This window comes from Bacillus cereus G9842 (assembly GCF_000021305.1).
GTDB classification, from domain to species: Bacteria; Bacillota; Bacilli; order Bacillales; family Bacillaceae_G; genus Bacillus_A; species Bacillus_A thuringiensis_S.
Genome location: NC_011772.1, coordinates 1173980 through 1188094 on the forward strand (window position 1 = coordinate 1173980; position 14115 = coordinate 1188094).

A 14115-nucleotide genomic window follows, 5' to 3' on the forward strand; every position below is an offset into this window, starting at 1 on the left:
ATTCACCTCCATAAAGCGTTCATTATATAGTAGATGCAAAACCGAAAGAAAATGACACGGACATTTGAATTATTGAAAAGAAATCTTAAACTACTTGAACAATTTAAAAAAATGGAAAGTTTAGTATATGTATAACATATGATTGATTTGGAAGAGGGTGATTATGTTGAACAAGCAAGGAATTACAATTAGTTTATGTATGATTGTTCGAGATGAGGAGGAGACAATAGCCCGTTGTTTAGAGACAGTTGAGAAAATTGTGGATGAAATTATAGTAGTGGATACAGGTTCCGTCGATCGAACGAAAGAAATCGTAGAGAAATACACTTCTAACATATATGATTTCCAGTGGATTGATGATTTTGCGGCAGCAAGAAATTTTTCTTTTTCAAAAGCGACGCAAGAGTATATATTGTGGCTAGATGCAGATGACGTATTATTAGAAGATGCTCAAGAAGCATTGAAACTCTTAAAAATAGAATTAGATCCTAAATTTGATGCTGTTTCGATGCCTTATCATCTTGCGATGGATTCTAACGGGAAACCTTTATATTGTACAAAAAGAAATCGACTTGTAAAGCGTGAAAAACAATTTCAATGGTTTGGAAAGGTTCATGAGTATTTAGCTATTGCTGGTGAGACTTTTAGTAGTAAAGTTGCTATTACACATAAAAAAGAAAAAAAAGTAACAAATCGTAATTTGAAAATTTTTCAAAATACTGTAGCTGCAGGGGAAGAATTGAGTTCGAGGGATTTATTTTATTACGCAAATGAATCTATGGATAACCAAAAATATGATGATGCAGTTCTTCTTTATGAAACATTTCTTAATCAAGACGAAGGATGGTATGAAGAGAAAATTTATGCATGTGGTAAGTTAGGAGATTGCTATGCGAAGCTCGGAATGTGGGAGAAGGCAATCGAATCTTGTGTGAAGTCGTTTCGGTATGACGTCCCTAGAGGAGAGAATTGTACAAGAATAGGATATATATATATGGAACAAGAAAAATATAATGAAGCGATATTTTGGTTTAAACTTGCAACGGAAGTACCAATGGCAACGGAAAGTCCTTTTCATAGTCCAGCTAGCTACACATGGCTACCCTATTTACAAATGTGTATTTGTTATAGCAGGTTAGGGGAGCAGGATAAAGCGTATTATTACAATGAATTAGCAGCTTCTTATGTTCCGAATAATGCTGCAATTGAATATAACCGTAAATATTTTCGGGGAGTTTTTGATAAACCATATAAAGCGTAATAGGTTTCGTTTTTTAGAAATGATTTATCGTTATTCTAACTCTAATAGATTGGTTATATATTAGAGTATCAGTAACGAAACCAATATAGATAAAAAATTTTATAAAGCTATTTGCGGGCTAATAATCAGTGGGGGATGAACAAAATCTGCACTTTATAGAATTCATATGAGATTTATATTTCTAATTCAATTTGCATAAGGAGTGTGTGAAATGAATCGCGAAAAAAGTTCTTTATATGAAGAAAAATCCGAGCATTATTATAATGCAGCGAATCCGAATTTATTAAAGCATATAAAAAAGGAATGGAAAGAAGTTCTTGATATTGGTTGCTCGAGCGGTACATTGGGAGCAGCTATTAAAGAAAATGGTACACGTGTATCAGGAATCGAGGCATTTCCAGAGGCTGCAGAAAAAGCGAAAGAAAGACTAGATCATGTTATTTTAGGGGATATAGAAAAAATAGATCTTCCTTATGAGGAGGGGCAATTTGATTGCATCCTATTTGGAGATGTATTAGAGCATTTATTTGATCCATGGGCTGTGATTGAAAAGGTTAAGCCATATATAAAGCAAAATGGTGTGATTTTAGCAAGTATACCAAACGTTGCTCATATTTCAGTATTAGCTCCCTTACTTGCCGGAAATTGGACGTATACAGAATATGGTTTATTAGATAAAACACATATTCGTTTCTTTACATTTAATGAAATGCTAAGAATGTTTTTAAAAGCAGGATATGTTATTAGTAAAGTAGATCGTGTATATGTTGATCATAAAATGTATGAGCCACTTATTGAGGAGTTATATGGAATTTGTAAAAAATATCGTCTTGGAAGTGGCTTCATGGCTGAGACAGTTGTATTTCAGTATATTATTGAAGCTGAAAAATCACAATTATGAGTGCTGCAGACAAAACAATATTATTTGTTACATGTATAAATGATCGGAAATTGTATGCAAACTGCGTGCGACATATATTGCAATTGTTAGTACCACCAGGGTATATTGTCCAATTTATGCCGATTCGAAATGCGAAAAGTATGACGAGTGGATACAATCAAGCCATTTCGCATCCAGCGAAGTATAAAGTGTATTTACATCAAGATGTTTTTATTATAAATAGAGCTTTTTTATACGGATTACTTCAATTATTTGAGGAACATGAACACCTTGGTATGATTGGGATGGTTGGAGCGCAATATGTTCCTCCAACTGGTGTATGGAACGAAGGGCGTGGAATTGTAGGAAAGGTCATTGGTTATATGAATGATTTGTTTTATATGGCAAGTTTAGAACAACCGTATCACGAATCAAAAACATTTATTCCTGTAGAATGTATTGACGGTTTATTAATGGCGACACAATATGATGTTCCGTGGCGAGAAGACTTATTTGACGGATTTGACTTTTATGATGTATCTCAATCATTTGAATTTAAAAAAGCAGGATATACAGTCGGTGTACCTGTACAGCGCGATGCTTGGTGTATCCATTATCATTTTGATGTGAATATGACGAACTATGAGAAGTATCGGGAAATATTTGTGGAACACTATATGTCAGAGGTAAATAAGGAAGAATAAAAGGGGGGACAAAAATGAAAGATCATACAATATTAGTTGTTGTTTGTGTAAATAATGAAGAGCTTTTCAAACAATGTGAGAGCCAAATCAGAAACATTTTTGTTCCCCCTGGCTATGTCGTACAAATTTTTCCGATACGAGATGCACAAAGTATGGCAAGTGCATACAACCGAGCCCTTTCATATCCAGCGAAATACAAAGTGTATATACATCAAGATACATATCTTATTAATCGAGACATGTTTTCTACACTTATATCTCTTTTTAAAGAAAATGAAAAGCTTGGTTTAATAGGAGTCGCTGGGGCTCAGTTTTTACCGAATAACGGGATATGGTGGGAAGGAAAAAATTTAGTAGGGAAAGTGATTGAATACAGAAGACAGAATTATCAATTATTAAATTTAGATCAGGTTTTTTATGGTAATCAACCATTTTTGTCAGTTCAGGCAATTGATGGTTTATTCATGGCAACGCAGTATGATATTCCGTGGCGAGAAGATTTGTTTCAAGGGTTTCACTTTTATGATGTGTCACAGTCTTTAGAGTTTCAAAGGGCTGGTTATTTAATCGGTATCCCAAATCAAGCAAATTTATGGTGTATTCATTACAACGGGGATGAGTTTGATGCGGATACATATGAGAAGTACCGGCAAGTGTTTATAGAACATTACAAAGATATATTATCTCCATCATAAAGGAGAGATGCAGAGTGAAAGGAATTATTTTAGCAGGTGGTACTGGATCGAGATTATATCCAATAACGAAAGTAACGAATAAACATTTACTTCCTGTTGGTCGGTATCCGATGATTTATCATGCGGTATATAAGCTAAAACAATGCGATATTACAGACATTATGATTATTACAGGTAAAGAGCATATGGGGGATGTTGTTAGCTTCTTAGGGAGTGGTCATGAATTTGGCGTGTCCTTTACGTATCGTGTGCAAGATAAAGCGGGCGGTATCGCACAGGCGTTAGGGCTTTGTGAAGATTTCGTCGGGAATGATCGTATGGTAGTTATATTGGGGGATAATATTTTTTCAGATGATATTCTTCCGTATGTTGAAGAGTTTGCAAATCAAAAAGAAGGTGCGAAAGTGCTCTTGCAATCTGTAGAAGATCCCGAAAGATTTGGCGTAGCACATATTCAAAACCGAAAAATAGTTGAAATTGAAGAAAAGCCGAAAGAGCCGAAAAGTTCTTATGCTGTTACGGGAATTTATTTGTATGATTCGAAAGTTTTTTCTTATATTAAAGAATTAAAACCTTCTGCACGGGGAGAACTTGAAATTACAGATATAAATAATTGGTATTTAAAACGAGGGGTACTTACTTATAATGAAATGAGCGGCTGGTGGACTGATGCGGGAACTCATGCTTCTCTTCAAAAGGCGAATACGTTAGCACGGGATATTGATTTTGGGAAACAGTTTAACGGAGAATAGGTGAGAATATGAAAGTCGTAGAAACAAATTTTATCGATGCAAAATTGTTAGAACCGAGGTTGTTTGGAGACGAGCGTGGCTTTTTTTCAGAAAGCTATAATAAGCAGGTGCTAGAAACATTAGGGATTACGTATTCATTTGTACAGGATAACGTATCTTATTCGGCTAAGGCAGGAACGATTCGGGGACTACACTTTCAAAAAAAACCGAAAGCACAAACGAAACTCATTCAAGTTATGCAAGGGGCAATTTATGATGTTATCGTTGATTTACGAAAAAAATCACCAACATTTAAACAATGGAAAGGGTATATTTTAAGTGCAGATAACCATCGACAATTACTAGTGCCAAAAGGGTTTGCGCATGGATTTTGCACCCTTGTTCCGCATACTATCGTTATGTATAAAGTAGATGAATATTATAGCGCAGAGCATGACTCAGGATTACTTTGGGAAGATAAAGATTTAGCAATTCCTTGGCCAGTAACCGATCCTATATTGTCCGATAAGGATCAGATATTACCATTACTAGAGGAATATGAAGATAGTTTTTAAGTAGGAGCGTTGTTTATGAATATATTAGTAACAGGTGGGGCTGGATTTATTGGAAGTAATTTCGTTCATTATATGCTACAAAGTTATGAAACATATAAAATTATTAATTACGATGCATTAACATATAGCGGGAATTTAAATAACGTAAAATCTCTTCAGAATCACCCGAATTACTCTTTTGTAAAAGGAGAAATTCAAAATGGAGAGCTATTAGAACATATTATAAAAGAGCGAGACGTACAAGTGATTGTAAATTTTGCAGCTGAATCACATGTGGACCGTAGTATTGAAAATCCGATTCCTTTTTATGATACAAATGTAATTGGGACGGTCACTTTATTAGAACTAGTTAAAAAATATTCGCATATAAAACTTGTGCAAGTATCAACGGATGAAGTGTATGGCTCTTTAGGGAAAATAGGGAAATTCACAGAGAAAACGCCGTTAGCTCCAAATAGTCCATATTCTTCAAGTAAGGCGAGCGCGGACCTGATAGCTCTATCTTACTATAAAACATATCACTTACCGGTTATAGTAACGCGTTGTTCTAACAATTATGGGCCGTACCAGTATCCCGAGAAATTAATTCCGTTAATGGTTACGAATGCACTGGAAGGAAAAAAACTACCGTTATATGGTGATGGTTTAAATGTAAGAGATTGGTTACATGTAACGGATCATTGTAGTGCGATTGACGTTGTTCTGCATAAGGGACGTGTAGGAGAAGTATATAATATAGGTGGAAATAATGAAAAAACAAATGTAGAAGTTGTGGAACAAATTATTACTCTTTTAGGAAAAACAAAAAAAGATATCGAATATGTTACAGATCGTTTAGGGCACGATCGTCGTTATGCGATTGATGCAGAGAAAATGAAGAATGAATTTGATTGGGAACCGAAATATACGTTTGAACAAGGATTACAAGAGACGGTGAAATGGTATGAAAAGAATAAGGAATGGTGGAAACTACTAAAAGACCAGTAAGGGGCATGTTAAATGAAAGAGAGGGTTATCATAACAGGAGCAAACGGCCAATTAGGAAAGCAACTATTTGAAGAGTTAAACTCTGAAGAATATGATATATATCCATTTGATAAAAAGTTATTAGATGTGACAAATATATCCCGAATTCAACAAGTGGTACAAGAAATAAAACCACATATAATTATTCATTGTGCTGCCTATACGAAAGTAGATCATGCTGAGAAAGAACAGGATCTTGCATATAGAATAAATGCAATCGGAGCTCGAAATGTAGCGGTCGCTTCACAATTAGTAGGAGCGAAACTAGTTTATATTAGTACTGATTATGTATTTCAAGGCGCCAGACCAGAGGGATACGATGAATTTCATAGTCCAGCGCCGATAAATATATATGGAGCCTCTAAGTATGCGGGGGAGCAGTTCGTCAAAGAGTTACATAATAAATATTTTATCGTTCGCACATCGTGGCTATATGGTAAATATGGAAATAATTTTGTGAAAACGATGATGCGATTAGGAAAAGAAAGAGATGAAATATCTGTTGTAGCGGATCAAGTTGGCTCTCCTACGTATGTGGCGGATTTAAATATAGTTATTAATAAGCTCATTCATACTTCTTTATACGGTACATACCACGTATCAAACAGAGGCTCATGCTCTTGGTTTGAATTTGCACAAAAGATATTTTCGTATACAAATATGAAAGTGAATGTGTTACCTGTTTCAACGGAAGAATTCGGGGCTGCGGCTGCGAGGCCCAAATATTCTATCTTTCAACATAACATGCTACGATTAAATGGTTTTTTACAAATGCCGTCTTGGGAAGAAGGATTAGAGCGCTTTTTTATAGAAACCAAAAGTCATTAACAAATTTCTGTTAATGACTTTTTTGTTTGCCTTTAAGCGGTTTTATGGTACTATAATTATAGTATCAGGTACTAATAACAAGTATAAGTATTTCTGGGAGGATATATCATGGAACTATTACAAGGGAAAACATTTGTTGTTATGGGCGTTGCGAACCAAAGAAGTATTGCGTGGGGAATTGCTCGCTCTTTGCATAATGCAGGTGCAAAATTAATCTTCACATATGCAGGAGAACGTTTAGAAAGAAATGTTCGTGAATTAGCGGATACATTAGAAGGACAAGAATCACTTGTATTACCTTGTGATGTAACAAATGATGAGGAACTTACAGCTTGCTTTGAAACAATTAAACAAGAAGTAGGTACTATTCACGGTGTAGCACATTGTATTGCTTTTGCGAATCGCGATGACTTAAAAGGCGAATTTGTAGATACTTCTCGCGATGGATTTTTACTTGCACAAAATATTAGTGCATTCTCTTTAACAGCTGTAGCAAGAGAAGCGAAGAAAGTTATGACAGAAGGCGGAAATATTTTAACGTTAACATACCTTGGCGGCGAGCGTGTTGTGAAAAATTATAACGTTATGGGTGTTGCGAAAGCTTCATTAGAAGCGAGCGTGAAATATTTAGCAAACGATTTAGGTCAACATGGTATTCGTGTCAACGCTATTTCTGCAGGACCAATTCGTACGTTATCTGCAAAAGGTGTAGGCGATTTCAACTCAATCTTAAGAGAAATTGAGGAGCGCGCACCACTTCGTCGTACAACAACTCCAGAAGAAGTTGGCGATACAGCAGTATTCCTATTCAGTGATTTAGCTCGCGGTGTAACAGGAGAAAACATTCATGTTGATTCAGGGTATCATATCCTAGGATAAATATAATATTAATTTTTAAAGGACAATCTCTAAATGCTGAGATTGTCCTTTTTATTTGTTCTGAGAAAGAACGATTTTTAACGAAAGTTCTTACCACGTGATGAATATAACTATAATAGTACACAATTTATTCAGCTACGTATGGAAGTGGGAGGGACGAGTGTGAAGAATAAAAATAAAAGTTCAACAGTTGGAAAACCGTTGTTATATATTGCGCAAGTAAGTTTAGAACTTACTGCACCGAAAATAAAAAGGATTATCCTGACAAACTTTGAAAATGAAGATCAAAAAGAGCAAAGTAATAGAAATGAAAATATTGTAAGTAGTGCTGTGGAAGAGGTAACAGAACAAGAACAACAAGAAGAGCAGCAAGTGGAAGAAAAAATAGAAGAAGAGGAAAAAGAAGCACACGCAGAACAAGAACAACAAGAACAACAAGAACAACAAGAACAAGTAAGAACTGTTCCGTATAATAAATCATTTAAGGATATGAATAATGATGAAAAAATTCATTTTTTATTAAACCGCCCTCATTACATTCCGAAAGTAAGGTGCAGAATAAAAACAGCTACAGTTTCTTATGTTGGATCGATCATATCGTATCGTAATGGTATTGTATCTATTATGCCGCAAAATAGCATGAGAGATATTAGGTTGTCTATAGATGATATCCAATCGATTAGTATGGCCGGTTTTTAAATATGTAAAGGTGGTAGAAAGCTTCTACCACCCCAATAGTTTTTTAGTTTACTTTACGATAGAAACGTCGCGTAAGCATTGAATCGCACAGAAACAGCTTAAATCAACAGTAATGCAAGTAGTTGTAGATATTAATCTTGCATTTGGTACAGCTAAAAACGTACAAATTGGATCGTCACCAGGTGGTACCGGAGTACCGTCACCTAATACTACAGTTAATACACGTAGCACAGCACAGCTATCATCATCTACGCTTTCCACACGGAAAATTGGAGATCGGCAGCTAGTAAGGCTTGATGATGGTGCAAATGCTTCAAAAGGTTCTCCAGTTTTTGTGTATAAAATAAAAGGGCGTGTATTTGCTACTGATGCAGTGTTATGTGCACCTAAAAATGGGATTTCACAACCAGATCCACACGTTGTTGTAGAACAATCTTGTAATTCATTGATGAATTTTACAACGTCAACTACACAATGAGAAGAGCCATGGTGTTTATTTTCGTTACAACTCATTAATGTCACTCCTTATCTTCTTGTTTGTATTTACATTAATAAGATATTGGAGTCGAGGAGATTTGGTCACAATCTCAAGACCTTTTTTTTTAAATAGGCGAAAGAAGATAAGGGAAGGTGGAATTATGCTATTTACAAGCTGGCTTTTATTTTTTATTTTCGCGTTAGCAGCCTTTAGGCTCACTCGTTTAATTGTTTATGATAAAATTACAGCCTTTTTGCGAAGACCATTTATTGATGAATTAGAGATTACGGAGCCAGATGGAAGTGTATCAACGTTTACAAAAGTGAAAGGTAAAGGATTAAGAAAGTGGATTGGCGAATTATTAAGCTGTTATTGGTGTACAGGTGTATGGGTTAGTGCTTTTTTATTAGTTTTATATAATTGGATTCCTATCGTTGCGGAGCCGTTACTTGCATTATTAGCTATTGCAGGAGCAGCAGCAATCATTGAAACGATTACAGGATATTTTATGGGAGAATAATATATTTTCATAATAAGAGAAAAAGCGGAGTTTAAAAGAATGAGGGAACGGAAATAAAGAGTTGTTCATATAGTAAATAGACAGAATTGACAGTAGAGGAGATGTTTGCTGTGAGCAATAATCCTAGGCAAAATTCATATGACCTGCAGCAGTGGTATCAAATACAGCAACAGCACCATGCACAACAACAGGCATATCAAGAACAATTACAACAACAAGGATTTGTGAAGAAAAAGGGATGCAATTGTGGGAAAAAGAAGAACACAATAAAACACTATGAAGAATGAAACACTCATGTTACTGTGAGTGTTTTTTATTATACATATAAAAAGCGGTATTTCTGTATTAGAAATACCGCTTTTTACTAGCTAATTTGTGCAACTGTTAATGCTGCTGCACGGATGTCTACAGTTCCAATTAACTCAACTGGTACAATTTGAATTAAGTCACCAGGATTTAAGTTAATAAGAATAACACCGCTGGATACGTCTACTTCACCAGTACCAATAACGTTAGAACGAACCGCTGTACCTGATCCAGGAATAATGTTAGCTGGCGTACCTAATGATAAGAAGAAACGACCAGCTTCTGGTGCAACAGGTGCATTATCAAGACTAATTGTTAATGTATAACTGATTTGATAAATACCAGCTCGTAGAATTCGAATACCATCTCCAACACTTACTGTATCATTTATTACAGGAACAGTAATATTTGGGTTTGGACTTACACTAGGTAATAGTAGTGGTGTAAATAGTGAAGCGAACTGAGGTGCAGACGCGTTGAAAGCAAAACCGAAGGCAGGTAGTGTACTAGCTGGTTTTGCCTCGCAATCAATTTTAGTAAATTCGCAATCAGAAGAGAACATGTTTTTCACTCCTTTATCTGTTTCTACTTTCAGTTAATGAAAAGGACAGGTTCTATGTTCTAGACAAGTTCCCAATTTTAAGAAATTTACATAATAATACTCGTTAAGCATGGATTGGGTGGCAGAATTATCTGCCACCCAATCCATACTTAACGCATTATTTAGTTTTAAATTGTAACATCGCGTAAGCATTGAATCGCACAGAAGCAACTTAAATCAACAGTAATGCAAGTAGAGGTTGATACTAATCTTGCATTTGGTACAGCTAAAAACGTACAGATGGGATCGTCAGTAGGTGGTACAGGGGAGTTATCACCTAATACTACAGTTAATACACGTAATACAGCACAATCATCATCATCTATACTTTCTACGCGGAAAATTGGAGATCGGCAGCTAGTAAGACTTGCTGATGGTGCAAATGCTTCAAAAGGTGCTCCGGCTTTTGTGTATAAAATAAAAGGACGTGTATTAGCTACTGATGCAGTGTTATGTGCACCTAAAAATGGAACTTCGCAACCAGATCCACATGTTGTTGTTGCACAGTCTTGCAGTTCATGTATAAAGCGAACGACATTCGATACACAGTTGAAATCACAATCATGTTCATGATGGTCTTCGTTACAATTGCAGCTCATTATGTTCACTCCTTATCGTGAGTTCTGACATACACTATTACAATATGAGTGGGATATGGCTGATATTACGTTAATTCTCACGATAAAAACAAGGAATTTATATAGGAGGGATGTACATAATGTGATATAAAAAAAGACATCCTTATTTAGTGGATGTCTTTTCAGGTAAATCTTTTCGCACAGTATATAAAAAACGAGATATATCTAATTTCTTTCCTCTGAAAAATTGCGGAGAAGAAATGTAAAGCTCTTCTTTCGCACGTGTAATGGCGACATACAGTAATCGGCGTTCTTCTTCTAACGCTTCAGAAGTTTCCGTAATACGATCATTTGCATCTTTTAAAGAAGAAGTATGGGGCAGGATTCCATCACTCGCTCCAAGTAAAAAGACACATGGAAATTCAAGGCCTTTTGCGTTATGAATTGACATAAGTGAAACGGCATCTTTTTGCGGCATTGTTTTTAATGCTTCCATTTCCTTTTGACCTTGAATCGCCTCGTCGATAAATTGTAAATAAGCTGGAATATCGGTGAAACGAGTTGCAGACTCCATTAATTCTTCCAACATTTCTTCTTGTATGTCTTTATGCATCGTAAAGGAAGAACGATCGTTACTTTGTAAGTACTCTAAATATTTTCCTTTACCATGTATGATTTCTTTTAATGCTTTTTTCGGTTCTAATTCTTTAATAAATTTAATAAAATCGATGCGCTCATTTACCTTTTTCACTTGAAAAGGTTTTAAGCTCGGATTTAATAATAAGAAATGAAGAAGAGAAGGAAAACGGCCTTCACCATATTTCCATTGTTCACGTTCAATAAATGAAATACAATCATCACGTCCGATATACATCGTCGGCAATATGTTTGAAAGTGATTCTAGTCGAAACGGCTCAATCACGAGTCTTAAATGATCTAATACAGGCTTAATTAAAGAATGTTCATAAAATGATTGGCTCGCCCCGTGTTTAATAAACGGAATTTTATGAATGGTAAGCTGATCAAGTAACGAACGGCTTACAGAATGTGTGCGATACAGTAAACAAAAATCTTTATAGTTTCGGTCACCGCTATCTACTTTTTCTTGAATGAGCTGCAAAATTTGATTTGCTTCATCAAGAGTTGTAGCAGGTCTTGCATAAAAAGGTTGTACACCTTCCTCACGAACGGAGTATAGCTCTTTATCAAAACGTTCTTGATTTAATTTTATAACTTCATTTCCAAGCCCGACGATAAAGGGATTGGATCGATAATTCGTATTTAGTGCAATGATTGTTGTGTTATCAAATTCTTTTGGAAAAGATAAAATAATTTGGTGACTTGCCCCTCGCCAGCCATAAATTGCTTGATCATCATCACCTGCGATGAACAAATTATTTCTTGGTGTGGCTAACAATTTTACAATTTCATATTGTGCATAGGATGTATCTTGAAACTCATCTACTTCAATGTAGTGAAAACGTTGTTGTAATTGAGTTAGTAAAGGAGCATTATTTTCTAACATATAATATGTTTCCAATAAGATGTCATCGAAATCAATATAATTGTATCGTTGTTTTACCTCTTCAAAACGTTCATATACTTCTTTAAATTCTTGTTCGACTGGCGTTTTCGCCTTTACATCTTTCGGACGATTTAATTTGTTTTTCTCAAGTGAAATCATCGCGAGGATCGTTTCCGAATCATAATCGTCTTTTAAACGCAATTCTTTTAAGATTTTCTTTATCATAATTTGTTTATGTTTTTCATTTGCTAAAATTTGCTGATTATACCCTTGACTACGAAGCAATTTTAAGAAAACAGAGTGGAATGTACCAGCAACAACGTAGCTACTTGCTGCATGATTCATACCTGGTAACTTTGCAACACGACTTCGGATTTCTTCAGCTGCTTTTTGTGTAAATGTAAGTAATAAAATATTTCTTGGATGAACTTGTTTTACATTTACTAAATAACCAACGCGAGTTGTTAAAACAGATGTTTTCCCGCTTCCAGCACCAGCTAGTGTAAGAACAGGACCTTCTGTTGTGCGCACGGCTTCTAATTGTTTTTCGTTTAAAAAAACATTTTGTTGTTCGAGAGCGCGGAAATAAGCCGCATCTACATCTTCTTCCATAATTAAATGGGTAGATGTTTTCGGAGTATGATATGTCGCACGCGGAATATCAGCGTGTGTTAACGATTTTTGTGAAAATTTTTCTTGTGTCATATATTCACCTTCAAAACTATAGCATCAACATTTAACTTTAGCGGAAGAAAAAGAAAATAGCAATGTAAAAAAACAGGAGGGGTCACCTCCTGCTTTCAAATCACAATTCTTTTATCATTACGACGTGCGGGATATTTGCTTCCATAAATACATCAGAACTCGTTACATATCCAAGTTTTTTATAGAAATCTTCAGCATGTGTTTGAGCATGAAGTTTCAATTTTGGTAGCGAATTTTCCTTTGCATACGCTTCAAGCGCATCCATAACAATTTTTCCGATGCCTTTTTTTCGATGGGAACCTAGCACGCAAATGCGTTCCACTTTTCCTATACCATCAAGGGTGCGAAAACGTCCAGCACCAACTGGAACATCATTGTCATATATAACAACGTGTGTTGAAGTTTCTTCAAACTCATCGTACTCTTCTTCAGCAGAGACACGTTGTTCATTTACAAACACTTGTTTACGTACAGAGAATGCATCTCTTAGTTGTTCGTCCGTTTGTACAATCTGTGCGTGCAAATTAGTTGTTCCCCTTTCCAAGATGGAATGTTTCGTGTACAGTCCATGTTCCATTTTCTAATTGATATAGAAGATGGAAACGATCAATTGGTTGTTCATAATAGAAATCTTTCATACGTAATCGCCCCAATACATCAGCATGCTCTGCATCTGATAAGCCTTGTCCGATTGTTAAGTGAGGTACGAAAGCATATTCGCGTTCTTGCGTGAATAACCCGCCATGCATTTCTTCATTTAAGAAAGTAAGTTCAGGTGTTTTTTCTACTTTAAAATAAAGGACGTTATTAACAGGTGCGAATGAACCGACTTTCCCAACATGAAGGGTGAAAGGGTTCGTTTTACCTGCGATTGTATGTAGCTCGTTTACAATCGATTCTAATTGTTCATCTTGCGTCTCAAAGGGTGTTTTCAATGTAATATGTGGCGGAACTAATGCGTAGTGTGGGTCATAACGCTTACGCAATCCGTTCGCTTTATCTTGAATCATTTTAGATGGAAAAATTACAATGCCTAATTTCATGTTCCAATTCCTCCCTTTGTAAGTCTAGTTAGATTTTGAGATAAATAGATCTCTTCGTCTATTATATCAAATTATTCTGAA

At 35.5% G+C, this 14115-nt stretch carries 18 protein-coding genes; 12 read left to right on the forward strand and 6 right to left on the reverse strand.

Annotated features, from left to right (window positions below; genetic code table 11):
* The first annotated feature begins 163 nt into the window (after positions 1-163).
* The 10 genes from BCG9842_RS05840 to BCG9842_RS05885 all read left to right on the forward strand — a co-directional run bounded on the left by BCG9842_RS05840 (position 164) and on the right by BCG9842_RS05885 (position 8278).
* Positions 164-1261 (forward strand): glycosyltransferase, encoded by a 1098-nt coding sequence (locus tag BCG9842_RS05840; protein ID WP_000932911.1) that lies wholly within the window; start codon positions 164-166, stop codon positions 1259-1261.
* Between the two features lie 211 nt (positions 1262-1472).
* The gene (locus BCG9842_RS05845; RefSeq protein WP_001078436.1) at positions 1473-2162 is read left to right on the forward strand and encodes a class I SAM-dependent methyltransferase; all 690 of its coding nucleotides are present in this window, start codon (positions 1473-1475) and stop codon (positions 2160-2162) included.
* Positions 2159-2845, forward strand: coding sequence for a glycosyltransferase family protein (locus BCG9842_RS05850; protein ID WP_001271181.1), 687 nt, complete (start codon positions 2159-2161; stop codon positions 2843-2845). The genes BCG9842_RS05845 and BCG9842_RS05850 overlap by 4 nt, the downstream gene beginning before the upstream one ends.
* 14 nt (positions 2846-2859) lie before the next feature.
* Positions 2860-3540: a glycosyltransferase family protein gene (locus BCG9842_RS05855; protein WP_000651525.1), complete on the forward strand. Its 681-nt coding sequence runs from the start codon at positions 2860-2862 to the stop codon at positions 3538-3540.
* 14 nt (positions 3541-3554) lie between these two features.
* On the forward strand, positions 3555-4292 hold the full coding sequence (locus tag BCG9842_RS05860; RefSeq protein ID WP_000676159.1) for a sugar phosphate nucleotidyltransferase: 738 nt from the start codon (positions 3555-3557) through the stop codon (positions 4290-4292).
* 8 nt (positions 4293-4300) lie between these two features.
* Positions 4301-4846 carry a dTDP-4-dehydrorhamnose 3,5-epimerase gene (gene rfbC / locus BCG9842_RS05865; RefSeq protein ID WP_000869412.1) on the forward strand — a complete coding sequence of 182 codons (546 nt, stop codon included), beginning with the start codon at positions 4301-4303 and terminating at the stop codon, positions 4844-4846.
* A gap of 15 nt (positions 4847-4861) precedes the next feature.
* Positions 4862-5833, forward strand: coding sequence for a dTDP-glucose 4,6-dehydratase (gene rfbB / locus BCG9842_RS05870; RefSeq protein WP_001024179.1), 972 nt, complete (start codon positions 4862-4864; stop codon positions 5831-5833).
* A 12-nt stretch (positions 5834-5845) separates the two neighbouring features.
* Positions 5846-6700, forward strand: a complete 855-nt coding sequence (gene rfbD, locus BCG9842_RS05875) for a dTDP-4-dehydrorhamnose reductase (RefSeq protein WP_000664662.1) — start codon at positions 5846-5848, stop codon at positions 6698-6700.
* A gap of 108 nt (positions 6701-6808) precedes the next feature.
* Positions 6809-7579, forward strand: coding sequence for an enoyl-ACP reductase FabI (fabI, locus tag BCG9842_RS05880; RefSeq protein WP_000421885.1), 771 nt, complete (start codon positions 6809-6811; stop codon positions 7577-7579).
* Positions 7580-7720: 141 nt separating this feature from the next.
* Positions 7721-8278 carry a spore coat CotO family protein gene (locus BCG9842_RS05885; RefSeq protein WP_079997094.1) on the forward strand — a complete coding sequence of 186 codons (558 nt, stop codon included), beginning with the start codon at positions 7721-7723 and terminating at the stop codon, positions 8276-8278.
* Positions 8279-8326: 48 nt separating this feature from the next.
* On the opposite strand, the gene exsY is transcribed toward BCG9842_RS05885, so the two are convergent.
* The gene (gene exsY, locus BCG9842_RS05890; protein WP_001277743.1) at positions 8327-8791 is read right to left on the reverse strand and encodes an exosporium assembly protein ExsY; all 465 of its coding nucleotides are present in this window, start codon (positions 8789-8791) and stop codon (positions 8327-8329) included.
* Between the two features lie 125 nt (positions 8792-8916).
* Between exsY and BCG9842_RS05895 the strand changes: the two genes are divergently transcribed.
* Positions 8917-9276, forward strand: a complete 360-nt coding sequence (locus BCG9842_RS05895) for a DUF1360 domain-containing protein (RefSeq protein ID WP_000899662.1) — start codon at positions 8917-8919, stop codon at positions 9274-9276.
* A gap of 101 nt (positions 9277-9377) precedes the next feature.
* Positions 9378-9563, forward strand: coding sequence for a hypothetical protein (locus BCG9842_RS05900; protein ID WP_014894818.1), 186 nt, complete (start codon positions 9378-9380; stop codon positions 9561-9563).
* Between the two features lie 77 nt (positions 9564-9640).
* Here BCG9842_RS05900 and exsF read toward each other — a convergent pair whose 3' ends face one another.
* From exsF to BCG9842_RS05925, 5 genes are all read right to left on the reverse strand, one after another.
* Positions 9641-10144 carry an exosporium protein ExsF gene (gene exsF / locus BCG9842_RS05905; RefSeq protein ID WP_000492933.1) on the reverse strand — a complete coding sequence of 168 codons (504 nt, stop codon included), beginning with the start codon at positions 10142-10144 and terminating at the stop codon, positions 9641-9643.
* 167 nt (positions 10145-10311) lie between these two features.
* Entirely contained in the window at positions 10312-10782 is a 471-nt protein-coding gene (gene cotY / locus BCG9842_RS05910; RefSeq protein WP_001277697.1) for a spore coat protein CotY, read from the reverse strand.
* A 142-nt stretch (positions 10783-10924) separates the two neighbouring features.
* Positions 10925-12991 (reverse strand): ATP-dependent helicase, encoded by a 2067-nt coding sequence (locus tag BCG9842_RS05915; protein ID WP_000191211.1) that lies wholly within the window; start codon positions 12989-12991, stop codon positions 10925-10927.
* Between the two features lie 100 nt (positions 12992-13091).
* A complete protein-coding gene (locus tag BCG9842_RS05920; RefSeq protein WP_000543309.1) occupies positions 13092-13514 on the reverse strand; it encodes a GNAT family N-acetyltransferase in 423 nt (140 codons plus the stop codon).
* Between the two features lies 1 nt (position 13515).
* Positions 13516-14034: a YjcG family protein gene (locus BCG9842_RS05925; protein ID WP_000765871.1), complete on the reverse strand. Its 519-nt coding sequence runs from the start codon at positions 14032-14034 to the stop codon at positions 13516-13518.
* Positions 14035-14115: the final 81 nt, after the last annotated feature.